The organism is Actinomycetospora termitidis (assembly GCF_030286555.1).
GTDB classification, from domain to species: Bacteria; Actinomycetota; Actinomycetes; order Mycobacteriales; family Pseudonocardiaceae; genus Actinomycetospora; species Actinomycetospora termitidis.
The window spans coordinates 272,301-298,565 of record NZ_JASVWF010000006.1; the positions used below are offsets into that span (position 1 = coordinate 272,301).

Annotated in this window: 25 protein-coding genes; 18 read left to right on the forward strand and 7 right to left on the reverse strand. The window is 73.4% G+C overall.

The window, feature by feature from the left end; genetic code table 11:
• Positions 1–3 precede the first annotated feature (3 nt).
• The 3 genes from allB to QRT03_RS24220 are packed head-to-tail and all read right to left on the reverse strand — an operon-like array spanning position 4 to position 3,584.
• Entirely contained in the window at positions 4–1,356 is a 1,353-nt protein-coding gene (gene allB, locus QRT03_RS24210) for an allantoinase AllB (RefSeq protein ID WP_286055666.1), read from the reverse strand.
• A complete protein-coding gene (locus QRT03_RS24215) occupies positions 1,353–2,084 on the reverse strand; it encodes an aspartate/glutamate racemase family protein (protein WP_286055667.1) in 732 nt (243 codons plus the stop codon). Before QRT03_RS24215 ends, allB begins: the two co-directional genes overlap by 4 nt.
• Before the next feature lie 3 nt (positions 2,085–2,087).
• Positions 2,088–3,584 (reverse strand): NCS1 family nucleobase:cation symporter-1, encoded by a 1,497-nt coding sequence (locus QRT03_RS24220; protein ID WP_286055669.1) that lies wholly within the window; start codon positions 3,582–3,584, stop codon positions 2,088–2,090.
• 414 nt (positions 3,585–3,998) lie between these two features.
• Between QRT03_RS24220 and QRT03_RS24225 the strand changes: the two genes are divergently transcribed.
• Genes QRT03_RS24225 through QRT03_RS24275 form a run of 10 tightly spaced genes read left to right on the forward strand, consistent with a single transcriptional unit; the run spans position 3,999 to position 13,597 of the window.
• Positions 3,999–4,400 carry an allophanate hydrolase-related protein gene (locus QRT03_RS24225; RefSeq protein ID WP_286055670.1) on the forward strand — a complete coding sequence of 134 codons (402 nt, stop codon included), beginning with the start codon at positions 3,999–4,001 and terminating at the stop codon, positions 4,398–4,400.
• 26 nt (positions 4,401–4,426) lie between these two features.
• Complete coding sequence (locus tag QRT03_RS24230) at positions 4,427–5,248, forward strand: hydroxypyruvate isomerase family protein (protein ID WP_286055671.1); 822 nt, start codon at positions 4,427–4,429, stop codon at positions 5,246–5,248.
• The gene (locus QRT03_RS24235; RefSeq protein WP_286055672.1) at positions 5,245–6,132 is read left to right on the forward strand and encodes a 2-hydroxy-3-oxopropionate reductase; all 888 of its coding nucleotides are present in this window, start codon (positions 5,245–5,247) and stop codon (positions 6,130–6,132) included. Before QRT03_RS24230 ends, QRT03_RS24235 begins: the two co-directional genes overlap by 4 nt.
• Positions 6,129–7,925 carry a glyoxylate carboligase gene (gene gcl, locus QRT03_RS24240; RefSeq protein WP_286055673.1) on the forward strand — a complete coding sequence of 599 codons (1,797 nt, stop codon included), beginning with the start codon at positions 6,129–6,131 and terminating at the stop codon, positions 7,923–7,925. The genes QRT03_RS24235 and gcl overlap by 4 nt, the downstream gene beginning before the upstream one ends.
• The gene (gene alc / locus QRT03_RS32110) at positions 7,922–10,087 is read left to right on the forward strand and encodes an allantoicase (protein ID WP_345783281.1); all 2,166 of its coding nucleotides are present in this window, start codon (positions 7,922–7,924) and stop codon (positions 10,085–10,087) included. The genes gcl and alc overlap by 4 nt, the downstream gene beginning before the upstream one ends.
• On the forward strand, positions 10,084–10,536 hold the full coding sequence (uraD, locus tag QRT03_RS24255) for a 2-oxo-4-hydroxy-4-carboxy-5-ureidoimidazoline decarboxylase (protein WP_286055674.1): 453 nt from the start codon (positions 10,084–10,086) through the stop codon (positions 10,534–10,536). The genes alc and uraD overlap by 4 nt, the downstream gene beginning before the upstream one ends.
• Positions 10,533–10,868 (forward strand): hydroxyisourate hydrolase, encoded by a 336-nt coding sequence (gene uraH, locus QRT03_RS24260; RefSeq protein ID WP_286055675.1) that lies wholly within the window; start codon positions 10,533–10,535, stop codon positions 10,866–10,868. Before uraD ends, uraH begins: the two co-directional genes overlap by 4 nt.
• Before the next feature lie 2 nt (positions 10,869–10,870).
• On the forward strand, positions 10,871–11,770 hold the full coding sequence (pucL, locus tag QRT03_RS24265; RefSeq protein ID WP_286055676.1) for a factor-independent urate hydroxylase: 900 nt from the start codon (positions 10,871–10,873) through the stop codon (positions 11,768–11,770).
• Positions 11,771–11,773: 3 nt separating this feature from the next.
• Entirely contained in the window at positions 11,774–13,207 is a 1,434-nt protein-coding gene (locus QRT03_RS24270) for a nucleobase:cation symporter-2 family protein (protein ID WP_286055677.1), read from the forward strand.
• Positions 13,208–13,219: 12 nt separating this feature from the next.
• Positions 13,220–13,597: a VOC family protein gene (locus tag QRT03_RS24275; RefSeq protein ID WP_286055678.1), complete on the forward strand. Its 378-nt coding sequence runs from the start codon at positions 13,220–13,222 to the stop codon at positions 13,595–13,597.
• On the opposite strand, the gene QRT03_RS24280 is transcribed toward QRT03_RS24275, so the two are convergent.
• From QRT03_RS24280 to QRT03_RS24290, 3 genes are all read right to left on the reverse strand, one after another.
• Complete coding sequence (locus tag QRT03_RS24280; RefSeq protein ID WP_286055679.1) at positions 13,575–14,117, reverse strand: DinB family protein; 543 nt, start codon at positions 14,115–14,117, stop codon at positions 13,575–13,577. The genes QRT03_RS24275 and QRT03_RS24280 overlap by 23 nt on opposite strands.
• Before the next feature lie 11 nt (positions 14,118–14,128).
• Positions 14,129–14,500, reverse strand: coding sequence for a VOC family protein (locus QRT03_RS24285; protein WP_286055680.1), 372 nt, complete (start codon positions 14,498–14,500; stop codon positions 14,129–14,131).
• A gap of 905 nt (positions 14,501–15,405) precedes the next feature.
• A complete protein-coding gene (locus QRT03_RS24290) occupies positions 15,406–15,969 on the reverse strand; it encodes a DUF4190 domain-containing protein (protein WP_286055681.1) in 564 nt (187 codons plus the stop codon).
• Positions 15,970–16,098: 129 nt separating this feature from the next.
• On the opposite strand from QRT03_RS24290, the gene QRT03_RS24295 reads away from it, so the two are divergent.
• Together QRT03_RS24295 and QRT03_RS24300 are read left to right on the forward strand one after the other, a co-directional pair.
• Entirely contained in the window at positions 16,099–17,352 is a 1,254-nt protein-coding gene (locus QRT03_RS24295) for a hypothetical protein (protein ID WP_286055682.1), read from the forward strand.
• 90 nt (positions 17,353–17,442) lie between these two features.
• Entirely contained in the window at positions 17,443–18,183 is a 741-nt protein-coding gene (locus QRT03_RS24300; RefSeq protein WP_286055683.1) for a Type 1 glutamine amidotransferase-like domain-containing protein, read from the forward strand.
• Positions 18,184–18,320: 137 nt separating this feature from the next.
• Here QRT03_RS24300 and QRT03_RS24305 read toward each other — a convergent pair whose 3' ends face one another.
• A complete protein-coding gene (locus QRT03_RS24305) occupies positions 18,321–19,130 on the reverse strand; it encodes a FadR/GntR family transcriptional regulator (protein WP_286055685.1) in 810 nt (269 codons plus the stop codon).
• 113 nt (positions 19,131–19,243) lie between these two features.
• Here QRT03_RS24305 and QRT03_RS24310 point away from each other — a divergent pair, with 113 nt between their 5' ends.
• The 6 genes from QRT03_RS24310 to QRT03_RS24335 all read left to right on the forward strand — a co-directional run bounded on the left by QRT03_RS24310 (position 19,244) and on the right by QRT03_RS24335 (position 26,248).
• A complete protein-coding gene (locus tag QRT03_RS24310) occupies positions 19,244–20,062 on the forward strand; it encodes an HpcH/HpaI aldolase/citrate lyase family protein (RefSeq protein ID WP_286055686.1) in 819 nt (272 codons plus the stop codon).
• 120 nt (positions 20,063–20,182) lie between these two features.
• Positions 20,183–21,595: an MFS transporter gene (locus QRT03_RS24315; protein ID WP_286055687.1), complete on the forward strand. Its 1,413-nt coding sequence runs from the start codon at positions 20,183–20,185 to the stop codon at positions 21,593–21,595.
• A 26-nt stretch (positions 21,596–21,621) separates the two neighbouring features.
• Complete coding sequence (locus QRT03_RS24320; RefSeq protein ID WP_286055688.1) at positions 21,622–22,149, forward strand: MaoC family dehydratase; 528 nt, start codon at positions 21,622–21,624, stop codon at positions 22,147–22,149.
• Positions 22,146–23,450: a CaiB/BaiF CoA transferase family protein gene (locus QRT03_RS24325; RefSeq protein WP_286055689.1), complete on the forward strand. Its 1,305-nt coding sequence runs from the start codon at positions 22,146–22,148 to the stop codon at positions 23,448–23,450. The genes QRT03_RS24320 and QRT03_RS24325 overlap by 4 nt, the downstream gene beginning before the upstream one ends.
• A gap of 9 nt (positions 23,451–23,459) precedes the next feature.
• Positions 23,460–24,623: an acyl-CoA dehydrogenase family protein gene (locus QRT03_RS24330; protein WP_286055690.1), complete on the forward strand. Its 1,164-nt coding sequence runs from the start codon at positions 23,460–23,462 to the stop codon at positions 24,621–24,623.
• Positions 24,620–26,248, forward strand: coding sequence for an amidase (locus QRT03_RS24335; RefSeq protein ID WP_286055692.1), 1,629 nt, complete (start codon positions 24,620–24,622; stop codon positions 26,246–26,248). The genes QRT03_RS24330 and QRT03_RS24335 overlap by 4 nt, the downstream gene beginning before the upstream one ends.
• Positions 26,249–26,265 lie beyond the last annotated feature (17 nt).

Sequence of the window (26,265 nt, forward strand, 5' to 3'; positions counted from 1 at the left end):
AGGTTACCGGGCGGCGCCGACCTCGACCGCTCCGCGCCGCAGCAGCCGCCCGCGCGGGGTCGACCCGTCGACCTCGGCGCCCGCGAGGAACGTCCGCCGCACCGCCCCGGACAGCGCGCGACCGGCGTAGGCAGTCACCGGGTTGCGGTGGTATAGCCGCGCCGCGTCCACGACGAAGGCCTCGTCCGGGGCGAAGACCGCGAAGTCGGCGTCGTAGCCCAGCGCGATGCGTCCCTTGCCGGTGAGGCGCACTAGCTCCGCGGGCCGGGTCGCCATCCAGTCCACGACCCGCTCCAGGGCGATCCCGCGGTGCCGCGCCTCGGTCCACACCAGCGACAGCCCCAGCTGCAGCGAGGAGATGCCGCCCCAGGCCTGGCCGAAGTCGCCCGAGTCGAGGAGCTTGAGCTCGACGGTGCTGGGGGAGTGGTCGGAGACGATGCAGTCGATCGTGCCGTCGACCAGGCCCTGCCAGAGCAGCTCGCGGTTGCCGGCCTCGCGGATCGGCGGGCAGCACTTGTGCGTGGTCGCGCCGTCGGGGATCTCCTCGGCGATCAGCGTCAGGTAGTGCGGGCAGGTCTCCGCGGTGATCCGGACGCCGTCGCGCCGGGCGCTGGCGAGCATCGGCAGCACGTCCGACGACGACACGTGCAGCACGTGCGCCCGTGCCCCGGTCCAGCGGGCCCGCTCGATCACCTCGGCGACGGCGAGGTTCTCCGCGCCGCGCGGCCGGGACGCCAGGAAGGACGCGTACCGCGCGCCGGACGGGGTGGGAGCGTGGTCGATCGCCCGGGAGTCCTCGGCGTGAACGATCATGACGGCGTCGAAGGTCGCCAGCTCGGCCATGTCGCGTTCCATCTCGTCCGCGTCCAGCGGCGGGAACTCGTCGACCCCCGAATGCAGCAGGAAGCACTTGAAGCCGAACACGCCCTCGTCGTGCAGCGGGCGCAGGTCGTCGTGGTGACCCGGGACCGCGCCGCCCCAGAACCCGACGTCGACGAAGGCCTGGTCGGCGGCGACCGCACGTTTGGTGTGCAGCGCCTCGACGTCGACCGTCGGGGGAATGCTGTTGAGCGGCATGTCGACGATGGTCGTGACGCCGCCGGCGGCAGCGGCCCGCGTCGCGGAGGCGAACCCTTCCCACTCGGTGCGGCCGGGTTCGTTGACGTGCACGTGGGTGTCGACGAGGCCGGGCAGCAGCACCTCGTCGTCGGCGAGCTCCACGACGCGCTCGGCCGCCAGGCCGTTCCCGAGCGGCTCGATGGCGACGACGCGGCCGTCGGTCACGCCGACCTCGCGGGCCGCCTCACCCGCCGTCGTGAGGACGCGTCGTCCGCGGACGACCAGATCGAAGGTCATGACCGATTCCCTCCCAGGGGCCAGCCGGTGATGTGCTTGCGACGGGGCGGCGCGTACGTCCGCACCTTGGACGTGCGCAGCCCGAGGCGCACGAGCGACTCCGCGACCGTGACCGCCGCGGCGACGCCGTCGACCACGGGCACCCCGGTGCGCTCGCGGACGGCGTCGTCGAGCCCGGCCATCCCGCCGCACCCGAGGCAGATGACCTCGGCGTGGTCCTCGAGCACGGCCGCCTCGGCCTGTTCGACGACGGCCGCGACGGCCCTGGCGGGGTCCTGTTCCAGCTCCAGGACCGCGAGCCCGCTGGCGCGCACGGAGGCACAGCGGCGGTCGAGGCCGGCGAGCAGCAGACGGTCGGCGATCAGCGGGACGGTGCGGTCGAGGGTGGTGACGACGGAGTAGCGGTGGCCCAGGTACATCGCGGTGGCCGCCGCGGCCTCGGTGATGTCGACGACGGGGACCTCGAGCAGTTCCTGCAGGCCCTCCCGGCCGTGCTCGCCGTAGCCCGCCTGGATCACCGCGTCGTACGGCTCGCGGTAGGCGAGCACGCGGTCCATGACGCCGACCGCGGCCAGGTAGCTCTCGACGTTGCCCTCCACGGACTCGGCGCCGAAGGTCGGCGTGAGCCCCACGATCTCGGTGCCGGGGGCGGCGACCGCGCGGGCGGACGCCTCGATGGCCGCGGTGACCGACTCCGTGGTGTTGACGTTGACGACGAGGATCCGCACGGCTCAATGCTCCCCGGGCGCGACCGCGATCGCCTCGCCGGACACGTCGTCGAACGCGCCCCGCCGCCCGGAGACCACGACGTAGATGGCGGCGGCGATCAGCGCGCCGACGAACCAGGAGAACGGGGCGACGGCGTCCAGCGCGGGCACGAACCCGACGGCGACCGCCAGCACGGCGGCCGGCACGAAGGCGCCCACGGCGCGCGGGTTGATGCCGCGCCGGTAGTGGTACGGCCCGACGGGGTCCTCGGAGTAGAGCGCCGGCACGTCGATCCGCGCGCGCCGGACCAGCCAGTAGTCCGCGGCGATGACACCGAACAGCGGTCCGAGCAGCGCGCCCAGCACACCGAGGAAGTAGACGATGACTCCGGGATTGTCGTAGAGGTTCCACGGCAGGATCACGAGGCCGATGACGGCGCTGACGACGCCCGCGCTGCGGAAGGTCAGGACGCGCGGCAGCAGGTTGGCCAGCGCGTACGACGGCGCGACGAAGTTCGCCATCAGGTTCACCGCGATCGTCAGGACCAGCAGGGCGGCGGAGGCGAGCACCAGCAGGAACGTGTCCGGGATGGTGTGCACGACGTCGACCGGGCTGGAGATGACGCGGCCGTCGATGCGGAACTGTCCGCCGGCGAGCACGACCGCGATGATCCCGAAGAACACGACGTTGAGGGGGATGCCCCAGAAGTTCCCGCGCACGATCGCCGAGCGGGTCGGGGCGGAGCGGGTGAAGTCGCAGAAGTTGAGCAGGAAGGTCCCGTAGACGGCGACCCACAGCGAGGCGCCACCGAGCATCTGCACCCACATCCGTCCGCCGGTCAGCGGCTCCGGGACCGACCACGCGATGTCCCCGCCGACCCGGACGAGCATCCAGATCGCGAGCACGAGCAGCGTGACGAGCACGATCGGACCGGCGACGGCCTCGTAGCGCCGGATGCCGTCCATCCCGTACAGCAGAATGCCGACCTGCACGAGCCACAGCGCGACGAAGCAGATCCATCCCAGCGCGGAGAGCCCCAGGAACGACACGGCGTCCAGCCCGGCCGCGGACGGCACCAGCGCGATGACCATGACCGACAGGACCTTCGTGGCCAGGTAGGTCTGGATGCCGAACCACGCGATCGCGACCACCCCGCGGACGAGAGCGGGAATCTGCGCGCCGCGGATGCCGAAGCTGATGCGGCTCATGACGGGGAAGGGCACGCCGGTACGGCGACCCATCTCCCCGGACACCGTGAGCATCCCGAACAGCAGGGCCGCCCCGATCGCGAGGGCGACCACGATCTGCCAGGCGCCGAGGCCGAGCGCGAACAGGCCCAGGACGAACCCGTAGTTCCCGAGGCTGTGCACGTCGCTCGCCCACAGCGTGAAGATGTTGTACCCACCCCAGCGGCGACCTTCCGCGCTGGTCGGGGCGAGGTCGGCGTTGTACAGGCGGTCGCTCGGAGCGGCCGCGGGCGGGGCGTGCGTCGTCTCGTCCGGCGGGGAGTGGAGCGTCATCGGTCCCTCGATCCACGATGCGGAAAAGCTTTGTTGCTTCGTGGAAGGACCGTATGAGCGCGCTCACAGCCCGTCAAGACTCGTGTCGGGCCGTCACCGTCCGCGTCGCCGCGACACGGACACGCCCGCGCTGGGCGGGCCTCGGCACACCTTGTCGCGGGTTTCCGCCGTCGTCGGCCCGCCCTGTCGCTGTGATTCCCCGCGACAGGTGGCCATGGGGCCGGCAACTCCCCGCGACAAGGCGGGCGACTGGATCAAGATCACCGGAACGACGAGGATTCGGACGCTCGGGCTTCGGATCCGCTACATCTGCGCGCAGCCCCGACCCGGCCCCTTGACACCGGGCGCGCTGGACTCTCAGTATCTCTCGCCAAGCGAAACAAACTTTTCGCATCGTGGATCACGGAGGTGTTCGTGCCCGCTCTCTTCTGCTCCGGCGACGCGATGCGCGGGGGTCGACTGCACCACAACGTCGAGAAGCACCCGTTCCTCGGGGCCGTCCGCACGGCGCCGAGCTACCGGCTGTTCTCGGTACGCGACGCGTTCCCCGCGCTGCTGCTGACCGACGACGACGGCGGGTCGGTGGCCGGCGAGCTCTACGACGTCTCGCTGGAGAGCGTGCGCACCGAGTTCCTGCCCGACGAGCCGCCCGAGCTCGAGCTCACCGTCATCGAGCTCGACGACGGGCGCTCGGTCCTCGCGGTGGGCCTGCGCCCCGGCGTGCTCGAGAGTGCGCCGGCCGGCGAGCTCACCGACATCACCACCCACGGCGGGTGGCGCGCCTACCGCGGCCTGCCCGACCCCGACGACGCCTGACCCCCGACAGCCCGAAGGAGACGGACATGGACCTCACGACACCGGTGTCGTGGACCGTCAACTGCTCGATCGTGTTCCCCGACGTGCCGCTGCTCGACCGCCCCCGCGCCGCGGCCGACGCCGGGTTCGACGCGGTCGAGTTCTGGTGGCCGTTCCCGACCGCCGTCCCCGCCGACCGCGACGTCGACGCCTTCGTCACCGCGGTCCGCGACGCCGGCGTGACGTTGTCCGGGCTGAACTTCTTCGCCGGCGACATGCCCGCCGGGGAGCGCGGCGTGCTCTCCGACCCGAAGCGGTCCACCGAGTTCGTCGACAACGTCGACGTCACGGTCGGCATCGGCGCCCAGCTCGGCGCCACCGGCTTCACCGCGCTCTACGGCAACCGGATCGAGGGCATCGACCCCGCCGAGCAGGACGCGCTCGCCGTCGAGAACCTCGCGATCGCCGGGCGGGCCGCAGCGGCGGAGAACGCGGTCGTCCTCGTCGAGCCGGTCAGCGGCACCCCGACCTACCCGCTGCTCACCGCCGCCGACGCGGTCGCCGTCCTGGACCGCGTGCGCGACGAGGCCGGGGTGGACGCGCTGCGCCTGCTCCTCGACGTCTACCACCTCGCGGTCAACGGCGACGACGTCGAGACGGCGATCGACACCCACGCCGACCGCATCGGCCACGTCCAGATCGCCGACGCCCCCGGTCGCGGCGAGCCCGGCACCGGCGACCTGCCGATCGGGCCCTGGCTCGACCGCATCCACGCCACCGGCTACCGCGGGCGCGTCGGCCTCGAGTACAAGCCCACGGCCGCCGACCCGTTCGCGTGGCTGCGCACCTCGGAGAGGACCCCCGCATGAGCACGATCGCGTTCATCGGCCTCGGGATCATGGGGAGCCCGATGGCCCAGCACCTCGCGCGGGCCGGCCACGAGGTCGTCGGGTTCAATCGCACGCCGGAGAAGGCGAAGCCCCTGATCGACGCGGGCGGGCGCGCGGCCGACTCGGTCGCCGAGGCGGTGCGGGGCGCCGACGTCGTCGCCCTGATGCTGCCGGACTCGCCGGACGTCACGGAGGTCCTCACCGGCGACGACGGCGTCCTCGCCCACGCCGCGCCCGGCACGCTGGTCATCGACTTCTCGACGATCCGCCCGGACACCGCCGCCGAGTTGGCGACGAACGCCGCCGAGCAGGGTCTGCGCATGATCGACGCCCCCGTCTCGGGCGGTCAGGCCGGTGCCGAGAACGCCGCGCTGTCGATCATGGTGGGCGGCGCCGACGAGGACGTCGACCAGGCCCGGCCGCTGCTCGACATCGTCGGGAAGACCGTCGTCCACGTCGGCCCGAGCGGCGCCGGCCAGACCGTGAAGGCCGCGAACCAGCTGATCGTCGCCGGCAACATCGCCCTGCTCGCCGAGGCGCTGGTGTTCCTCGACGCGCACGGCGCCGACCTGCCGGCCGCGGTCGAGGTGCTCGGCGGCGGCCTCGCCGGCTCGGCGGTGCTGAACCAGAAGGCGCCGAAGATGCTCGACGGCGAGTTCGCGCCCGGCTTCCGGATCGACCTGCACCACAAGGACCTCGGCATCGTCACCGCCGCCGCCCGCGAGGCCGGCGTGACCACGCCGGTCGGCGCGCTCGTCGCCCAGCTCGTGGCCGCCACCCGGGCCGCCGGCGACGGCGGGCTCGACCACTCCGCCCTGTACCGCACGATCGCGCGCCTGTCGGGCCGTGAGGAGACGTCATGACCAGGATGCGCGCCGTCGAGGCGGCGGTGAAGATCCTCGAGCTCGAGGGCGCGACCCAGCTCTTCGGCGTGCCCGGCGCCGCGATCAACCCGTTCTACGCCGCGCTGCGCGCCCACGGCGGCCTGTCACACGTGCTCGCCCGCCACGTCGAGGGCGCCGCGCACATGGCCGAGGGCTACACCCGCGCCACGCCCGGCGGCATCGGCGTCTGCGTCGGCACCTCCGGGCCGGCCGGCACCGACATGATCACCGGCCTCTACTCCGCGACCGCGGACTCCGTGCCGATCCTCGCGATCACCGGCCAGGCCCCGGTCGCGCGGCTGCACAAGGAGGACTTCCAGGCGGTCGACATCGCCGCCATCGCGCGACCCGTCGTCAAGATGGCGATGACGGTCCTGGAGCCGGCGCAGGTGCCGGGCGCGTTCGCGCAGGCCTTCCACCTGATGCGCTCCGGTCGGCCGGGGCCGGTGTTGATCGACCTGCCCGTCGACGTGCAGCTCGCGGAGATCGACTTCGACCCGGACACCTACCAGTCGCTGCCGGTGCACCGTCCCGCCGCGAGCGCCGCCCAGGCCGCGAAGATCCTGGACATGCTGACCGCCGCCGAGCGGCCGCTGATCGTCGCGGGCGGCGGGATCGTCAACGCCGACGCCTCCGCGGACCTGGTCGAGCTCGCGGAGCTGCTGGACGTGCCGGTCGTCCCGACCCTGATGGGCTGGGGCACGATCCCGGACGACCACCGGCTCACCGCCGGCATGGTCGGGCTGCAGACCGCGCACCGCTACGGCAACGCCACGTTCCTGGCCTCGGACTTCGTGCTCGGGATCGGCAACCGCTGGGCCAACCGCCACACCGGCGGCCTGGACACCTACCGGCGCGGGCGCACCTTCGTCCACGTCGACATCGAGCCGACCCAGATCGGCCGGGTGTTCGCGCCGGACTACGGCGTGGTCTCCGACGCCGGGGCCGCGCTGCGCGCGCTGGTGGCCGAGGCCCGCCGTCGTCGGGACGCCGGCACGCTGCCGAGCCGGGCCGGATGGGTCGCGGAGTGCGCCGAGCGCCGCGCGACCATGCTGCGCCGCACCCACTTCACCGAGACCCCGATCAAGCCGCAGCGGGTCTACGAGGAGATGAACCGGGTGTTCGGCCCGGAGACCCGCTACGTCACCACGATCGGCCTCTCCCAGATCGCCGCCGGCCAGTTCCTGCACGTCTACCGGCCGCGGCACTGGGTCAACGCCGGCCAGGCGGGCCCGCTGGGCTGGACGATCCCGGCCGCGCTCGGCGCCGCCGTCGCCGACCCGGCCACGCCCGTCGTCGCCCTCTCCGGGGACTACGACTTCCAGTTCATGCTCGAGGAGCTCGCGGTCGGGGCGCAGTTCAACATCGGCTACGTCCACGTCGTCGTGAACAACTCCTACCTCGGCCTGATCCGCCAGGCGCAGCGCGCGTTCGACATGGACTACTCGGTGCAGCTCGGCTTCGACAACATCAACGCCGACCACTTCGACGAGGCCACGCCGAAGGGCTTCGGGGTCGACCACGTCGTCGTCGCCGAGGGCCTGGGCTGCGTCGGGCTGCGAGTGACGGACCCGGAGGAGATCGCCTCCACCCTGCGGCGCGCGACGACCCTCGCGGGCGAGCACAAGGTGCCCGTCGTCGTCGAGGTCGTGCTCGAGCGCGTCACGAACATCGCGATGAGCGGCGGCGACATCGACGCCGTCACCGAGTTCGAGGACCTCGCGACCGTCGAGGCGGACGCCCCCACCGCCGTGGCCCTGCAGCACGCATGACCCGCGTCGTCCTCGCGCCCGACAAGTTCAAGGGCTCCCTCGACGCGCCGGGGGTCGCGGAGGCGCTGGCCGCCGGGATCGCGGAGGTCGCCCCGGGCTGGGACGTCGTCCGCGCGCCGGTCGCCGACGGCGGGGAGGGCACGGTGGACGCGGTGCTGGCCGCGGGCTGGGAGCCGGTCCGGGTCCCGACGACGGGTCCGCTCGGCGACCCGCTCGAGGTCACCTACGCCCGCCGCGGCGCCTCGGCCGTGATCGAGCTCGCGACGACGGCGGGTCTCGGGGTCCTGCCGGGCGGGGTCCTCGCCCCGCTCGACGCCGGCACGACCGGCCTCGGCACCGTCCTGGCGCACGCGCTCGATGCCGGAGCGCGCGAGGTCGTCGTCGGGCTCGGCGGCAGCGCGAGCACCGACGGCGGGGCCGGGCTGCTGGTGGGACTGGGCGCCCAGGTGCTGGACGCAGACGATCGACCGGTCGCCCCCGGCGGGCGTGGGCTGTCGACGGCGGCGCACCTCGACCTCACGCGTCTCCACCCGCTGCTGGAGCAGGCCCGCGTGACCCTGGCCTGCGACGTCGACAACCCGCTGCTCGGTCCGCACGGCGCCGCGGCGGTCTACGGCCCGCAGAAGGGCGCGGACCCCGACGACGTGGCGCGGCTCGAGGCCGGGCTCACCCGCTGGGCCGACGTGCTGCGGCAGGCCACCGGACGCGACGTCGCCGACATCCCAGGTGCCGGCGCGGCCGGTGGCACGGCCGCCGCCGCGCTGGCCGTCCTCGGCGCCGAGCAGGCCAGCGGCGTCCGCACCGTCCTGGACCTGGTCGGCTTCGATGCGGTCGTCGCCGGCGCGGACCTCGTCGTCACGGGCGAGGGCCGGCTGGACGAGCAGTCGCTCCACGGGAAGGCTCCGACCGGCGTGGCCGAGGCCGCCCTCGCCGCGGGCGCCACCGTGGTCGCCGTCGCCGGGGACAGCGACCTGGACCCGGAGCGGTGGCGGGGCGCAGGCTTCTCCGGGCTGCACACGCTCGTCGCGCTCGCGCCGGACCGGGCGAGCGCGATCGCCGATCCCACCCCGCTGCTGCGGCGGATCGGCCGCACCCTCGCCTATTCGAGAGAGGACCCCATGGACGGCCCCGACGGCACCACCCCCGACCTCCCCGACCTGGCGTCGCGCGCCCTCGGCGGCAGCGTCGTGGTCGCGAACGACGAGCTCTTCGCCGAGCGCGAGAACCTCATCCGTCCGGAGGCCCCGCGCTTCGATTCGACCGAGTTCGGCCACAAGGGCAAGGTCTACGACGGCTGGGAGACCCGCCGTCGTCGCGAACCCGGCCACGACTGGGCCATCGTGCGTCTCGGCGCGGCCGGCGTGCTCGACCACGTCGTCGTCGACACTGCCTTCTTCAAGGGCAACTACCCGCCGGAGATCTCGGTCGAGGCGGCGTCCGTGGAGGGCTATCCGGCGGACCTCACGCGGGCGACGTGGTACCCGGTCGTCGAGCGGTCGGCCGCGCAGGGCGACACCGCGAACGTCTACAAGGTCGACGACGACCGCCGCTTCACCCACGTCCGCCTCTCCATCTTCCCGGACGGCGGGGTCGCGCGGCTGCGGGTGCACGGCACCGTCGTCGCGGACCCGCGGTTCCTCGCCGGCACGATCGACCTGCTCGCCGCCGAGCACGGCGGGCGCCTCGTCGAGTGCTCGGACGCCTTCTACGCCTCGCCCGCGAACCTGACGCTGCCCGGCCTGGCCCGACACATGGGCGAGGGCTGGGAGAACGCCCGGCGGCGCGGCGGCGGCAACGACTACGCCGTCTTCGCGCTCGCGGCGGGCGGGGTCCCGCGGCACGTCGAGGTCGACACCACGTGGTTCGTCGGGAACGCGCCCGGCTGGGTGTCGGTGTCCACCCGCGACTCCCGCGCGGGCACCGACTGGACGACGCTGCTCGACCGCGTCGAGGTCCGCCCGGACACCCGCCACCGCTTCCTGCTGCCCGACGCCCCGGCCGCCGACCACCTGCGCCTCGACGTCTTCCCCGACGGCGGGTTGTCCCGGCTCCGGCTGTGGGGCGACCTGGACCCGGACGCCGCCCGCGCCGCTCGCGAGCGGTGGTGGGGCCTGCTGCCCGAGGACCACCGCGCGCTCGTCGCCGACCAGGCCCCGGTGTGATCACGGTGGACGAGCTCGCGGCCTGCAATGCCTCGCCCGCGTGGCTGGAGGCCGTGCGCTCGGTCCCGGCGCAGGACCTGCCGGAGGCGGGGGAGCGGGCGGTGCTCGACCTGCCGTGGTCGGAGGTGCTGCTCGCGCTCGAGGCGCACCCGCGCATCGGCGACCGCGTCGAGGGCGCGTCGGCGGAGTCGGAGGCGTCCCGGCGGGAGCAGTCGGGCGTCGGCGGGGCCTCTGACGACACCCGAGCCGCCCTGGTGGAGGCCAACGCCGCCTACGAGCAGCGGTTCGGCCACGTGTTCCTGATCCGCGCCGCGGGCCGGTCCGGCGAGGAGATGCTCGCCGAGGCCCGCCGGCGGCTGGACTCCGACCCGGCGGCCGAGCAGGACGAGGTCCGCGCCCAGCTCGCCGCGATCACCCGACTGCGCCTGGAACGGCTGGTGTCCCCGTGAGCCTCTCGACCCACGTCCTCGACGCCGTGACCGGCCGTCCCGCCCCGGACCTGGCGCTGACCGTCGAGCAGTGTGACGGGTCCGGCGCCTGGCAGCTGGTCGGCCACGCCCGGACCGACGCCGACGGGCGCGCCCGCGACCTGCTCGACGACACCCGCCCGGCCGGCGTGTACCGCCTGACCTTCGACACCGGCGCGTACTTCGCCGCCGCCGGCCGCGACACCTTCTACCCCGAGGTGTCGATCGTCTTCGCCGTCAGCTCCCCGGGCGACCACCACCACGTCCCGCTCCTGCTGTCCCCCTTCGCCTACTCCACCTACCGAGGGAGCTGATCATGAACATCGTCCTGGGCCACACCCAGTACGGGAAGGCCGAGACGCACGTGGTCCGCGTCTTCCGTGACCACGAGCCGCACGAGATCGTCGACTACGTCGTCAGCGTCGCCGTGACCGGCGACTTCACCGACGTCCACCTCACCGGCGACAACGCGCGCTGCCTCACCACCGACGCCATGAAGAACACGGTGAACGCCTACGCGAAGGAGGCGGGCGACGCCGTCCGGCAGCCGGAGTCGTTCGCGGCGGCGCTGGCGCGGCACTTCGTCGCGGACGTGCCGCAGGTCGAGCGGGCCCGCATCCAGATCGACGCCACTCCGTGGGACCGGCTGCCGTCCGGCGGCCAGCCGCACCCGCACGCGTTCTCGAAGCGCGGCTCGTACGTCCGCACGGTCACCGTCACCGATGACGGGACCACGGCCCACGTCGTCTCCGGCGTCCGCGACCTCGTCGTCCTGAAGACCACCGACTCGGAGTTCCACGGGTTCTACGAGGAGCGCTACACCACCCTGGCGCCGACGACGGACCGCATCATGGCCACGTCGGTGACGGCGCAGTGGCTGCACACGGACACCGACGTCGACTGGGGCAAGTCCCACGACCGCGTGCTCGCCACCCTGTCCGGCACGTTCGCCGGGCACCACAGCTTCGCGCTCCAGCAGACCCTGCACGCCATGGGCGACGCGATCATCACCGAGCAGCCCGAGATCGCCGAGGTGCGGTTCTCGCTGCCGAACAAGCACCACTTCCTGGTCGACCTCTCGCCGTTCGGCGTCGAGAACCACCAGGAGGTCTTCCACGCCGACGACCGCCCCTACGGCTACATCGAGGGCACCGTCCGCCGCGACGACGCCCCGGACCCCGGCCCGGACGCGTTCGACCCCGGCCAGGGGTGGTGAGCCGTGAAGCTGTCCCGGAAACGGGAGGCGCCCGACGAGCGCCACCCGATCGACCAGATGCTGCCCACCGGCTCGCTGCTGGTGTACGGACTGCAGCACGTCATGAGCATGTACGCGGGCGTCGTCGCCGTCCCGCTGGTCGTCGGTGAGGCGCTGGGCCTCTCCTTCACCGACCTCGCCACCCTCCTGACGGCGGCCCTGCTCGTCTCCGGGCTCGCCACCCTGCTGCAGACGCTGGGCGTGTGGAAGATCGGGGCGCGGCTGCCGCTGGTGCAGGGCGCGTCGTTCGCGGCGGTCGCGTCGATGCTCGCGATCGGCAAGGGCGCCGGCGGCGGGACCTACGCCCTGCAGGTGATCTTCGGTGCGGTGCTCGTGGCCGGCGTCGTCGGCTTCCTGCTCTCCGGGGTGTTCCACCGGCTGCTGGACCTGTTCCCGCCCGTCGTCACCGGCTCGATCATCACCGTCATCGGCATCTCGCTGCTGCCGGTCGCGGTGAAGTGGGCCGGCGGCGGGTCGGACGTCGAGGCGCCCGGTTTCGCGTCGCCGTCGTCGGTCGGGCTGGCCGCCTTCACGCTCGTCGTCATCATCGCGATCTACCGCTTCCTGCCCACGTTCTTCAGCCGGATCGCGATCCTGCTCGGCCTCGTCGTCGGGACCGCCGCGGCCGCGGTCTTCGGCATGACCGACTTCTCGCGGATCGGCGAGGCGCGCTGGTTCGCGATCTCCACGCCGTTCCAGTTCGGGCCGCCGGTGTTCGACGTGGCCGCGATCGTCTCGATGACGATCGTGATGCTGGTGATCATGACGGAGACGACCGCGGACATCCTCGCGGTCGGGGAGGTCGTCGGGCGGCCCGCGAACGGGCGCACCGTCGTGAACGGCCTCCGCGCGGACTGTCTCTCGACCGCGGCCTCCGGCGGGCTGCTGAACTCGTTCTCGGCGAGCGCGTTCGCGCAGAACGTCGGGATGGTCGCGATCACCGGGGTCAAGAGCCGGTTCGTCGTCGCGACCGGCGGCCTGATCCTCGTGGTGCTGGGCCTGTTCCCGAAGATCGGCGCGGTGGTCGCCTCGATCCCGCAGCCCGTGCTCGGCGGCGCCGGCATCGTCCTGTTCGCGACGGTGGCCGCGAGCGGCATCCGGGCGTTGTCGCGGGTGGACTACGAGGGCAACAACAACCTGGTGATCGTGGCGGTGTCGGTGGGCGTGGGCGTCATCCCCATCGCGGTGCCGACGTTCTACGAGCACTTCCCGATGTGGTTCCAGACCGTCTTCGACTCCGGCATCAGCTCGGCCGCCATCACCGCGGTGCTGCTGAACCTGCTGTTCACGGTGGGTCGTTCCGGACGGCGGCGGGAGGCGGCGATCTTCGCGGAGGGTCCGACCGTCGGCGTGACGCCGTCGCACGACCGGCCCGTCTCCACGACCGGCTCGGGCTGACAGGGTGGGGGAGTGCTGCGACTCGGCTTCCCCGTGATCGGTGTGACCGACCTCGACCGGGCCGCCGCCTTCTGGCGCGCGGCCCTGTCGTTGCGGAACAGCGACGAGTGGTCGGACTCCGCGTGGCAGACGCTGGTCACCGCCGACGGCGAGCGGGCGCTCGGGTTGCAGGTCAGCGAGTCGCCGGTCGAACCGCGGCCGCGGCTGCACCTGGACCTGTTCGTCGACTCCGCGGAGGAGCAGCAGGCCGAAGTGCAGCGGCTGCTCGACCTCGGCGCCTCCGACCCGGGGTGGACGGACTACCCGGAGCACCCCGACTTCGTCGTCCTCGCCGACCCGGACGGCAACGTCTTCTGCGTCGTGGACCTCAGCCACGCCCCGTCGTCGTGAACGCTCGGTAGAGGTCGCGCAACGTGCCGATCTCCCCGCCGTGGTGGCACAGCTCGCGGGTCAGGTGCAGGACGAGGGTCGCGAACGGCTCGTCGGCGAACGGGCCCTCGGCCGGTCCGGTGGGCTCGGTGAACCGCTCCGGGTGGGCGCGCAGAGCGTCGTGCCAGCGGCGGTAGCCCTCGTCGAGGAACGCCAGGCCGCCGGCGGCGGTGAGCGGCCACTCGACCGTCGTGACGTCGAAGGACCCGTCGTCGAAGTGGTTGCTCCAGCGCAGCCAGAAGCAGAGCCCGGCGACGTGGCAGAGGCGCCAGGCGATCGTCGTGATCGGCGGCGGATCGGGCGGCGTCGGCGAGAAGTCGATCGTCGTCCCGCCCCCGGGCGTCTCCCGGACGGTCCACGCCGGCTGCGCCGGCTCCCAGAGGTACTCCGCGTCGGTCAGCCCCTCGAGACGGGGCCGCAGCGTGGTGTCCCAGTAGAACTCCATCTGGGCGAGCAGCTCGTGGTGCCAGTCGATGTCCATGGCCGCACTGCCTACTCCGCGCGGGTCAGGATCTCCATCGCGTGTCCGTCCACGGAGTCCCAGTACACCCCGCGACCACCGTTCATGCGGTTCGTCTGCTGCGGGCCGGAGTGCCCCGGGCCGGCCCAGTAGGCGAGACCGCGCTCGCGGATGCGGCCGAAGATGCGGTCGAACTCGTCCTCGCCGACCAGGAACGCGTAGTGCAGCGGCTGGGCGGGCAGCGGATCGACGTCCATGAAGTCCAGGCTCACGCCGTCCCCGACCGACACGACGTCGAAGTGGTACATCCGCGTCGCCTCGACGCCGAGCAGCTCCGCGAGTTCCCGGGCGGCGGCGCGCTGGTCGCGGCTGAGGACGATGGTGTGGTTCAGCTCGATGCTCATGCCCCGACGCTAGGAACTGAACCGCACTCGAGGTCAAGGCCGGCGGATGCTCGTGCGTCGCGCACACGGCTCGCGGTGGTCGCCGTGCTCCGGGCCGCCGTTGCGTGGCGCACACGGCCGGGAGCGGGCGCTCGTCCGCGGATCGCCGTTGCGTCGCGCACACGGCCAGGGGCGGTCGCCGTGCTCCGCGCCGCCGTTGCGTCGCGCGCACGGCGGGCCAGGACCTCGAGGTCGACGTGACGCAAGGTTCTGGCGCCGCGGATCCTGCGTGGTGTCGCTCTCGTGATGGGGTCAACGGGGACGGGTGCAGCGCGGCGGCGCGACGTCGACGTGACGCAGGTTCTGGTGCCGCGGGTCCTGCGTGGTGTCGCTCTCGTGATGGGAGTGACGCGGACGGGTGCAGCGCGGCGGCGCGAGGCCGACGTGACGCAGGTTCCGACGCCGCCGAACCTGCCACGTGTCGCACTCGCGATCGGCGGACGTGCGCCCGCCCGTGATCACGACTTCGGGAGCGACACGCCCAAGATCTGCTGCGACTCGCCGCCGAAGTCCCGATCACGGTGTCCGACTCCTGCGGCCCAACGCCGGGGAGTGCGGACTTCCCGGGCCGTGCGCGCCGCGCAACGCGGAGGCCGGGGAGTGCGGACGGTGCGGACCGTGTGCGTGCCGCAACGCGGGGGCGGGGGAGTGCGAACGGTGCGGACCGTGTGCGTGCCGCAACGCCGGGGCGGGGGAGTGCGAACGGTGCGGACCGTGTGCGTGCCGCAACGCGGGAGGCCGGGGAGTGCGAGCCGCCCGAACCGTGTGCGTGCCGCAACGCGGGGGTGGGGGAGTGCGAGCCGCTCGAACCGTGTGCGTGCCGCAACGCCGGCCCGCCGTCGGACGAGGACGACGGGCCGGGCGGATCAGCCGACGCGGGCGATCCGGAAGGCGACCTGGGTTCCGGAGACCTCGGTGACGGTCACGCCGAGCTGGGCCTGCTCGCCGTCGACCGTGCCGGTGCACACGGTGGTGGCGCCGACCTGGCCGGGCAGCATCTCCGGGCAGACGACGTCCTCGGCGCCGATCTGGGCCGAGACCTCCGGCGCGAGCTGCTCCGGCGTCACGGCCGGAATGTCGGACGACGAGGACGACGAGGGCGACGCGGGCGGGACGTCCGGCAGCTGGGAGACCTGCTGGGCGATCGAGGCGGCCATGACGCTCACGATCACGGCGGTCACGACGCCGAGGACCACGAACACGATGCTCAGCCACATCCCCGCCGTCGCGAGGCCGCGGCCGTTCTCGTTCCGCTCGCGCGCCTGCCGGCGGCCGATGACGCCGAAGACGATGCCCAGCGGGGAGAACACGAACGCGAAGACGATCGACAGGATCGCCATCGTGTTCGTGCGCTGCGGCGCGGGCGGGGCGGGCGTGTAGCCCGGGGCGGGCTGTTCGGGGGAGGCGTACGGGGGGAGCTGCTGCGTCATGTGATCGCCATCGCGTGGATCTCACGCATTGCGACACGAACGGACCTGCTTGATCGTTTCTTCACCCCAATGCCGCAACGACGAGAGTCACCAGGATTCGGGACAGAGACCTCGGGACACTCCCCGCCCGTGCCGCGCTCCCTCACCGCCACCCCGCTCGACGAGGCCTTCCTCGACCTCCGCGCGGTCTCCGTCCTCTCGGTGCACCTCGACGTCCGGGTGACGGGGCACGTCGACACCGTGCGGCTCGCCGAGGCCCTCGCGACGGCCGCCGACCGCCACCCGATGGCCCGCGCGCGGTCGGCGCCCGAGTCGCCCTGGTCGCTCACCGCCACGTGGGTCCTCGACGCACCGCTCGCCGTCGCCACCACCGACGACGCCGACCACGCCCGGGAGCTTCTCCAGTCGGAGCTGCCCGACGACCGCGCGGTGTCCGTCGTCGTGGTGCGCCACGACGACGGCGACGAGCTGATGTTCCGCTTCCACCACGCCGCGATCGACGGCCGGGGCGCCGTCCGCTTCGTCGCGACCGTGGTCGACGCCTACGCCGGGCGACCCCTTCCCGACGACGGCCCGGTCCTCGACCGGGCCCGCGACCTCCGCCGACTGGCCGGCGCCCGGAGCGTCCGCGACGTCGGGGCGCGCGCCGCGAAGATCGCCTCCGACGCCGCCGGGCGCACCGGCATCACGCGGATCGCCGGCGACGGGGGAGAGGACGGACCCCACCACGCGTTCGCGACCCGCCGTCTGGAACCCGCCGTCGTCGCCGACCTGCGGGAGCGGAAGCCGGAGGGCTCCACCCTCAACGACCTCCTGCTCGCCGCCCACCTGCGCACCGTCCTCACGTGGAACCGGCGGCACCGCGCGCACGTCGGGCGCAGCGTCTCGGTGATGATGCCGGTGGACCTGCGCGGCGAGGAGGACGTCGTCGCGAATCTCGCGAGCTACGTGGCGGTCGTCGTCCCGGTCCGTGAGCTCGAGCACCCCGACTCTGCGGTCGCCGCCGTCAGCGCGCAGACCCGGGCGGTCAAGGAGCAGGGCACCGCCGGGTGGATCGTCGACGTGCTCGGCGCGCTGCGGGTCCCGCGCGGGGTGAAGCGGGTCGCGCCGCGGCTGCTGCCGCTCGTCGAGGGGCGGTTCGTGGAGTCGACGATCCTGTCGAACCTCGGCCCGGTGGAGTTCGGGGATCTCGCCGAGGCCGGCGCCGTGCGCGAGGTCCGGTTCAGCCCGCCGAACCTGTCCCCGCGGATGGCGGTCACGCTCGGGGTCGCCGGTCACGACGACGGGCTCACGCTGACCTGGCGTTCCCTGCGACGCCAGGTCGGCGCGCGGGGCGTCGACGACTTCGCCGAGGAGTTCCTCGCCGCGCTGCACGAGAAGTAGGGCGGCAGGGGCCCGCGCTGCTGGAGCCCCGGCCGACGCAGAAGGTAGCCGCCCATTCGATTGCCAACAACCTGCTACGAAGGAGTAACCGTGTCGGCCGACCGCCGCATCATCCTGGCGACCTCCGGGGGACTGCGTCGCTCCGACCGGCTGGACTGGCAGGTCGCGCCGTTGACCCACCACGCCGTCGAGCTCGCCGGGGTGACCGGCCGGGCGCCGCGGGTCTGCCTGCTCCCGACCGCCGTCGGCGACGACCCGCGCCTCGTCATGACCTTCTACGACAACGCCTCGCGCCTCGGCTGGGCGGCGAGCCACGTGTCGCTGCTGCCGATGCCGAACGTCGCCGACGTGCGGGAGCACCTGCTCGCCCAGGACGTGATCTGGGTGTGGGGCGGCAGCGTCGCGGGCCTGCTCGCGTTGTGGCGCCTGCACGGGCTGGACACGATCATGCGCGAGGCGTGGGAGGCGGGCGTCGTGCTGACCGGGGTGTCGGCGGGGTCGATCTGCTGGCACGTCGGCGGCACGACCGACTCGTTCGGCCCGGAGCTGCAGCCGATCACGAACGGGCTCGGGTTCCTCCCGTACGCCAACGGGGTGCACCACGACAGTGAGCCGGGCCGTCGGCCGACACTGCGCCGGCTGGTCGGCGACGGTGTGCTCCCCACCGCGCACGCCACCGACGACGGCGCCGGCCTGCTCTACCGCGGCACCGAGCTGGCGGAGGCGCTCACCGAGCGGGACGGGGCGCAGGCCTACCGCGTGGAGCGGCACGCCAACGGCACCGTCACCGAGACCGAGCTTCCGTCCCGGCGGCTGCCGTCACCGAGCTGAGCCCGTCCGCTCGGCGCCGGCCCGATCGCCGCGTTCCGCCACGTCCGCGCTCCGCACGAGCGGGCCGTTCGTCACCAAAGAAGGTGATGAACGGCCCGTTCGTACGGAAAGCGGATGCCGCCAGCGGGCCGGCGCGCTCACGTGTCGGTCGGCCCGTCGGTCCAGAGCCCGTCGCGTTCGTAGAGCGAGCGCAGCGCGATGAGGTGGTCGCGCATGGCCTCCTCGGCGGCCGCGCCCTCACCGGCGGCGATGTGGTCGGCGATCACGCGGTGCCACTCGTCGACCCGGTCCCACTCGGCGGCCTCGACGCCGACGCGGCGCAGCCGGGTGCGCAGGACGTCGTTCACCGGCTGGCCCATCATCGTGATCATCAGGTTGCCGGTGGACATCAGCACCGTCGTGTGGAAGTCCAGGTGGCCGACGAAGCCGCTCGGGTCGCGGAGGTCGCGCGGGGCACCGGCGGCCTCGCGGATCGCCTCGACCGTGTCGGCGTCCGCCCGCTGGGCCGCGAGCCGGGCTGCGGACGGCTCGAGCATGAGGCGGGCCTCGAGCAGGTCGTGCAGGCGCAGCTGCGGGGTCATGACGAGGACGCCGAGCGCCCCGCCGACGTCCTCCACGACGCGCGACGGGTCGGGCGCCGCGACGAACGACCCGCCCTGCACCCCCCGCGTGGTCTCGATGAGGTGCTGGCTCGCGAGCACCCGCAGGGCCTCGCGGACCGTCGAGCGGCTGACCCCGAACGCGTGGCTCAGGTCGGCCTCGTTGGGCAGCCGCTCACCGGCGCCGAGCGAGCCGCCCACGATCTGGGCGCGCAGCTCGTCGGCGACCTGGCGGTAGGCCGGACGCACGCGCTGGACCCGCAGCCGGGCCGCCGGGGTCGCGCGCGAGGAACCGCCGTCGCCCGCGGGGGCCGTGGACGAGGAGGACGAGGGCCGGGTGGGGGCCAAGGGGCGATCACGCTCCGGTGGGCTCGGTGGCCCGCAATCGACGGGCGCACCGGGAGCGTACCTGCCGTCGGCTCGTCCTTGACGCAAAACGTCAGACGTTCGAGTGTCGGCCCATGCCCGTGGACCCCGCTGCCGCCACCACCTTCCTGTTCGTCCCCGCCGCCCGCCCGGACCGGTTCGACAAGGCCGTCGCCGCCGGCGCCGACGTCGTGGTGCTGGACCTCGAGGACGCCGTCGCCCCCGAGGGCAAGGACGAGGCCCGGACCGCGGTGGCCGGGTGGCTCGACGCCGGCGGCTCCGCGCTGGTCCGGATCAACGGCGCCGACACGCCGTGGTTCGCCGACGACCTCGCGATGGCGCGGGAGCGCGGGGTCGCGGTCATGCTGCCGAAGGCGGCGCCGCCGTGGCCGGAGGCGCTGACCGACGCCGGCCAGTCCGTCGTCGCGCTCGTGGAGACCGCCGTCGGCCTGCTCGCGGCCGCCGAGACGGCCCGTCGTCCGGAGGTCGTGCGTCTGGCGTTCGGCAGCGTCGACCTCGCCGCCGAGCTCGGGCTCGACCACACCGACGTCGACGCGCTCTCCCACGCCCGCTCCGTCCTCGCTGTCGCCTCGCGGGCGGCCGGCCTCCCGGGGCCGATCGACGGGGTCACGACGGCCGTGCGGGACGAGGAACTGCTGCGCGCGGACTGTGCCCACGCGCTGTCCCGCGGCTTCACCGCCCGCCTCTGCATCCACCCCTCCCAGGTCGCGCCGACCGCGGCCGCGCTGCTCCCCGACGAGGACACCGTGCGGTGGGCGCGGGCGGTCGTCGAGGCTGCCGCCGGGGGAGCGGTGGCGGTCCTGGACGGGGCGATGGTCGACAAGCCGGTGGTCGACCGAGCCCGCGCGATCCTCGCCCGCATCGGGGAACCGGACCCGGCGCAAGGCTTGTGAACGATACGTCGGACATTTACGGTCTCTTGTGACCCGAGCAACAACGGTCGGTGACTGACCGGTCACAGGGCACGGGTCGGGACGGGCCGCCGCCGGGGATGGCCCGGAGAGGACCCGCCGATGACCTCCAGAGACCAGTCGCCCGCTCCGGCCGCCACCGGCCGCAGCGGGGCCGACCTCGCCGCCCGCATCGACCGGCTGCCCGTCATCACGCGCACCCACCGCCGGTGGGTCGTCGTGCTCGGGGCGCTGTTCGTGTTCGACCTCGTCGACCTGAACTCCTTCGCCTACGCGGCGCCCGCGCTGCGCACCGAGTGGGGGCTCTCGATCGGCGCCGTCGGGGTCGTGACCTCCGCGGGCTTCGTCGGGATGTTCGTCGGCGCGATCGTCGGCGGCCGTCTGTCCGACCGGATCGGGCGCCGGCCGGTGCTCATCGGGTCGGTGTTCTTCTACTCGGTGTTCTCCCTGCTCTCCGCGGCGTCGTGGGACGCGGCGAGCCTCGGGGTGCTGCGCGTGCTCACCGGGTTCGGGCTCCAGGCGATGACCGGCGTGCTGCTGGTCTACGTCAGCGAGATGTTCCCGCGCGCCCTGCGCGGCCGGTACCAGGCGATCCTGCTCGCCGTCGGGCTGGCCGGGGTGCCGATCGCGGCGTGGCTCGCCCGGATCGTCGTCCCGCTCGGCGCCGGCACGTGGCGCTGGATCTTCGTCTTCGGCGCGCTCGGTGCGGTGTTCGGGCTGGTCGCGCTGAAGGTGCTGCCCGAGTCGGCGCGCTGGCAGGCCGCCCGTGGCCGGGACACCGACGCCACCGAGCGCCTCGTCGCGCGGATGGAGGCCGAGGCCCGCGAGGCGACCGGCCGCGACCTGCCGGCGCCGCAGCCCGCGCCCGTCCTCCCGACGGCCACGGTCCGCGACCTGCTCCGGGGTGCTTCCCGACGGCGGGTGCTGGTCGCCTCCGCCGCGTGCGTGTTCCTGATCCTGTCCTTCTACGGCTTCAACTCGTGGGTGCCGACGCTGCTGGTCGAGCGCGGCTACACCACCGCGGAGTCGCTGACCTACGCCTCGGTGCTCGCGATCGCCGCGGTGCCGGGCGCGCTGCTCGCCTTCCCGGTGATCGACCGGGTCGAGCGCAAGACGCTGATCTTCGGCCTGCAGTGCGTGGTGGCGGTCCTGCTGCTGGTGTTCGGGATGGTCGTCGACCCGGTGTGGATCGTGGTCTCGGGCTTCCTCGCCTCGATGTTCATGCAGACCGGCGTCGCGGTGCTCTACACCTACATCGCCGAGGTCTTCCCGCTCGAGCTGCGCGGCCTGGGGTCCGGGATCGCGAACGGGTCCGGTCGGCTGGCGGGCGTGCTCGGCGGGGTGCTGGTCGCGGCGATCTTCTCCGGGCTCGGCCTCACCGCGGTCTACGTCTACCTCGCGGTCGCGGCCCTGCTCATGGGTCTCGTGCTGCTCGTCCTGGGCGAGCGCACCAGCAACCGGGCCCTCGAGGACATCTCCGCCGAGGCCCTTGTCACCGAAAAGTCTGACGTTTAGCGTCGGTCGTCGACGGAGGGAGCACGATGACGGTGCGCGACGGATGGCGCGGGCGGTTCCTCGAGGACTTCGAGGTTGGGGACGTCTACCAGCACCCGCTGGGGCGCACGATCAACGAGGCCGACAACACCTGGTTCACGCTGCTGACGATGAACACCAACCAGGCGCACTTCAACGCCCAGGTCGGGGAGTCCTCGGAGTTCGGTCGGATGCTGGTCGCGTCGCCGCTGACGATCGCGATCGCCATGGGCCAGTCGGTCACCGACACGACCCAGAACGCGTTCGCCAACCTCGGGCTCGACGACCTGAAGCTCACGGCCCCGGTGTTCGTCGGGGACACCATCTGGTCGGAGTCGATCGTGCTCGACAAGCGCGAGTCGAAGAGCCGCCCGCACGCGGGCATCGTCACGATCCGGACCCGCACGCTGAACCAGGACGCGGTCGAGGTCCTCCGTTTCCAGCGGACCTTCTACGTGCACCGTCGGGACTCCGCGGGGTCGGCGTCGCTGTTCCCGCAGGCCGCGGAGCCGCTCACGCTGGACGGCGCGTCGTGAGGCCGCTCGAGGACGTCCGGATCGTCTCGCTGGAGCAGTACGGCGCGGGGCCGTTCGGCTCGATGCACCTGGCCGACCTCGGTGCCGAGATCATCAAGATCGAGGACCCGGGCGCGGGCGGCGACGTCGGGCGCTACGTCCCGCCCTACGCCGGCGGCGAGGACTCGCTGTTCTTCGAGTCGTTCAACAAGAACAAGTCCTCGATGGTCCTCGACATCCGGACGCCCGAGGGCCGCGAGGTCTTCCACGACCTGGTGCGTTCCGCGGACGCCGTCTACTCCAACCTGCGCGGCGACGTGCCGGAGAAGCTGGGGATCCGCTACGAGGACCTGCGCCACGTCAACCCCCGCATCGTCTGCTGCTCGCTGACCGGCTTCGGGATGACGGGCCCGCGGTCGAACGAGGGCGGCTACGACTACGTCCTGCAGGCGCTGGCGGGCTGGATGTCGGTGACCGGGGAGCCGGGTGGCGCCCCGCAGAAGACCGGGCTCTCACTGGTCGACTACTCCGGCGGGTTCGTCGCCGCGATCGCCCTGCTCGCGGGCATCCACGCCGCCCGCCGCGACGGGGTCGGCACCGACTGCGACCTCTCGCTCTACGACACCGCGGTCAGTCTGCTGACCTACCCGGCGACGTGGCACCTCACCGAGGGCTACACCCCGGCCCGCACGCACCACTCCGCGCACCCGTCGCTGGTGCCGTTCCAGGCGTTCGAGGCGGCCGACGGCTGGCTCGTCGTCGGGTGCGCGAAGGAGAAGTTCTGGGTGCGGCTGACCGAGGTGGTGGGCCGCCCCGACCTCGCCGCCGACCCGCGTTTCGCCACGTTCGCCGACCGCGACCGGCACCGCGACGTGCTCGTCCCGCTGCTCGAGGACGCCTTCCGCGAGCGCACCGTGGACGAGTGGCTCGAGCCGCTCTACGCCGCGCGCGTCCCGTGCGCGCCGATCCACGAGGTCGCCGGCGCGCTGGACGACCCGCACACGCTGGCCCGCGCGCTCGTCGTCGAGACCGAGCACCCCCGGTTCGGGACGGTGCGCTCGCTGCGGTCCCCGGTCCGGGTCGGCCCACCCGGGGACGACGTCGTCCCGGCGCGTGGGGGACCGCCCATGGGCCGGGACACCGACGCCGTGCTGGCCGGGCTCGGGTACGACGACGAGCGCGTGGCCGCGTTGCGCGCGGCCGGGGCCTTCGGTCCACCGCCCACACCTCAGGACGCGGCGCGCCCGCTGTCCGAGGTCGGCTCCGGCGTCGAGGGCACCGCCCACCCCACCCCCGAGGCGCCGTCGGCGCCCGCCCGCTAGGAGACAGCAGTGGACTTCACCCTGTCCGACGAGCAGCGGCTCTACCGCGACTCGCTGCGCGACTTCGTCGACCGGGAGATCGTCCCGGTGGCCCGCGACTGGGAGCACTCCGGGCGGTACCCGACGGAGATCGTCGAGAGCATGAAGAAGCTGGGCCTGTTCGGGCTCGCGATCCCCGAGGAGTACGGCGGGCTCGCCGCCGACACGGTCTCGTTCGCGCTGACCTTCGAGGAGATCTCGCGCGGCTGGATGGGCATCGCGGGCATCCTCGGCAGCCACTCGGTGTCGAGCTGGATGATCGCCCGGCACGGCACGCAGGAGCAGCGGGACGCCTACCTGCCCGAGCTCGCCACCGGCGAGCGGCGCACCGGCATCGCGCTGACCGAGCCCGGCGCGGGCACCGACCTGCAGGGCATCTCCACCACCGCCCGGCGGGACGGGGACGACTACGTCATCACCGGCACGAAGACGTGGATCACGAACGCCCGGCACGCCGATCCGCTGCCGGTGCTGGTCAAGACCGACCCGCGGGCCGAGCCGGCGCACCGCGGCATGAGCATCCTGCTGGTGCCCGCGGACAGCGACGGCTTCTCGGTCACCCAGGACATCGGCAAGCTCGGCTACAAGGGCACGGAGTCCTGCGAGGTCGTGCTCGACGAGGTGCGGGTCCCGTCGTCGCAGCTGCTCGGCGGGGTCGAGGGGAAGGGTCTGCAGCAGGCGCTGTCGTCGCTGGAGACCGGGCGGATCAACATCGCGGCCCGCTCCGTCGGCATCGCCCAGCGCGCCTACGACGAGGCCCTCGCCTACGCCCGCGACCGCACCGCCTTCAAGCAGCCCATCGGCGACTTCCAGGCCGTCCAGCTGCGCCTCGCCGAGATCGCGGTGCAGCTGCAGGCCGCACGCCTGATGACCTACTGGGCGGCCTCGCGGATGGACGACGGCGTCCGCATGGACACCGAGTCCGGCATGGCCAAGATCTTCGCCTCGGAGACCGCGCTGCAGTGCGCCACGGACGCGATGCGCATCCACGGCGGCTACGGCTACTCCACGGAGTTCGAGGTCGAGCGGCTCTACCGCGACGCCCCGCTCATGTCGATCGGCGAGGGCACGAACGACGTCCTGCGCACCGTCGTCGCGAAGTCCCTGCTGGCGGGCAAGGCGACGGTGGGATGAGCGGGCCGTCCGCCGACGACCTCCGCGCGCAGGCCGCCCGGCTCGGATTCGCGCTCGACGACGACGTCGTGGCCGCGATGCACGCGGCGGTCACCGGCGCGGAGCCGTCGACGGCCGCCCTGCGCGACCGGCCCGCCCCGTTCGACCTGTCGGCCGACCCCGCCCACGGCGACGCCTGGGTGCGGCGCCACGCGCGGGTGCCGCTGGACGAGCCGTCGTCCGACGGTCCGGGCGACGACGTCCCGGGCGTCGGCGATCTCCTCGCCGCGTACGCCGCGGGGACGACGACGCCCGAGCAGGTCGTGGCGGACGCGTTGACTGCCCTGCGCGCCGCGCACGAGACCCTCAACTGCACGATCGCGTTCCTCGACGAGCGGGCCGCCGCGGCGGCGGCCGAGTCCGCGCGGCGTTGGGCCGACGGCACACCGCGCGCCCTGGAGGGCGTGCCGTTCGGCGTCAAGGACGTCATCGACGTCGTGGGGGTCCCGACGACGGCGGGCTCGTTCTGCCACGGCGACTCCCCGGCCACGGAATCGGCCGAGGTCGTGCGACGCCTCGAGGCTGCCGGGGCGATCCCGGTCAGCAAGGACGCGACCACGGAGTTCGCCGTCGGCGGCCCGAACCCCCCGCGCTTCGGGCCCGTGGCCAACCCATGGCGGCTCGACCGCTGGGCCGGGGGCTCGTCGACCGGCTCGGCGGCGGCCGTGGCCGCGCGGGCGGTGCCGTTCGCGCTGGGAACCGACGTCGGCGGGTCGACCCGGCTGCCGTCCGCGTGGTGCGGGCTGACCGGGCTCAAGCCGACCGCCGGCGCGGTGTCGCGGTCCGGGGTGGTGCCGTTGTCGTGGACCGCGGAGACCGTGGGGCCGATCGCCCGCAGCGCCGCCGACCTGACCCGGGTGTTCGCCGTCCTGGCCGGGGTCGACCCGCGCGACCCGCGGCAGGAACCCCGTCCGGAAGAACCGCGGGACCTGCGTGGGCTGCGGATCGCGGTCCCGGGCGGGGCGTTCACCGAGCTCTGCGACGCGGAGGTGCGGGCGGGCGTCGACGGGCTGGTCGCCGATCTGGTGGCGGCGGGCGCGGAGGTGGTCGGCGGGGAGGTCCCGGGCGCCGCGGACGCGCTCGCGGTCGGCTACTCGATCGTCTTCACCGAGGCGGCGAGCCTGCACCGCATCGAGGTCGACCGCTGGGACCGCTACGACCCGGTCGTCGTGCGGCGCATCAGCCAGGGCATCACGACGCCCGCGGTCGACTACCTGCGCGCCCTGCAGTTCCGGGTGGAGCTGCAGCGCGAGCTGGACGCGGTGTTCGCCCGGGCCGACCTGATCGTCGTCCCGACCTGCCCGTCCACCGCCCCGCGCCTGGACGGCACCGTCGTGGTGGACGGCGTCGAGTACCCGCTCTACGCGGCGCAGTCGCGCTCGACGATGCTCGGCAACCTCACCGGCGTGCCGGGCCTCGCGGTGCCGACCGGGGTGGCCTCCGACGGCTGCCCGGTCTCGGCGCAGCTGATCGCGCCGCCGCACGCCGAGGCCCTCGCGCTGCGGGCGGCCCAGCTCTTCCAGTCACGGACCGATCACCACCGGCGACGACCCGCCGTCGTCACGGGAAAGACTTCCGGCCGTTAAACGTCTGATGTATTTTC

What these genes read in the sequence shown, in the direction of transcription:
- allB (WP_286055666.1), bottom strand. Translation starts at nt 1,356, where the DNA reads ATGACCTTCGATCTGGTCGTCCGCGGACGACGCGTCCTCACGACGGCG.
- QRT03_RS24220 (WP_286055669.1), bottom strand. Translation starts at nt 3,584, where the DNA reads ATGACGCTCCACTCCCCGCCGGACGAGACGACGCACGCCCCGCCCGCG.
- QRT03_RS24230 (WP_286055671.1), top strand. Translation starts at nt 4,427, where the DNA reads ATGGACCTCACGACACCGGTGTCGTGGACCGTCAACTGCTCGATCGTG.
- QRT03_RS24235 (WP_286055672.1), top strand. Translation starts at nt 5,245, where the DNA reads ATGAGCACGATCGCGTTCATCGGCCTCGGGATCATGGGGAGCCCGATG.
- gcl (WP_286055673.1), top strand. Translation starts at nt 6,129, where the DNA reads ATGACCAGGATGCGCGCCGTCGAGGCGGCGGTGAAGATCCTCGAGCTC.
- alc (WP_345783281.1), top strand. Translation starts at nt 7,922, where the DNA reads ATGACCCGCGTCGTCCTCGCGCCCGACAAGTTCAAGGGCTCCCTCGAC.
- pucL (WP_286055676.1), top strand. Translation starts at nt 10,871, where the DNA reads ATGAACATCGTCCTGGGCCACACCCAGTACGGGAAGGCCGAGACGCAC.
- QRT03_RS24280 (WP_286055679.1), bottom strand. Translation starts at nt 14,117, where the DNA reads ATGGACATCGACTGGCACCACGAGCTGCTCGCCCAGATGGAGTTCTAC.
- QRT03_RS24285 (WP_286055680.1), bottom strand. Translation starts at nt 14,500, where the DNA reads ATGAGCATCGAGCTGAACCACACCATCGTCCTCAGCCGCGACCAGCGC.
- QRT03_RS24290 (WP_286055681.1), bottom strand. Translation starts at nt 15,969, where the DNA reads ATGACGCAGCAGCTCCCCCCGTACGCCTCCCCCGAACAGCCCGCCCCG.
- QRT03_RS24310 (WP_286055686.1), top strand. Translation starts at nt 19,244, where the DNA reads ATGCCCGTGGACCCCGCTGCCGCCACCACCTTCCTGTTCGTCCCCGCC.
- QRT03_RS24315 (WP_286055687.1), top strand. Translation starts at nt 20,183, where the DNA reads ATGACCTCCAGAGACCAGTCGCCCGCTCCGGCCGCCACCGGCCGCAGC.
- QRT03_RS24320 (WP_286055688.1), top strand. Translation starts at nt 21,622, where the DNA reads ATGACGGTGCGCGACGGATGGCGCGGGCGGTTCCTCGAGGACTTCGAG.
- QRT03_RS24335 (WP_286055692.1), top strand. Translation starts at nt 24,620, where the DNA reads ATGAGCGGGCCGTCCGCCGACGACCTCCGCGCGCAGGCCGCCCGGCTC.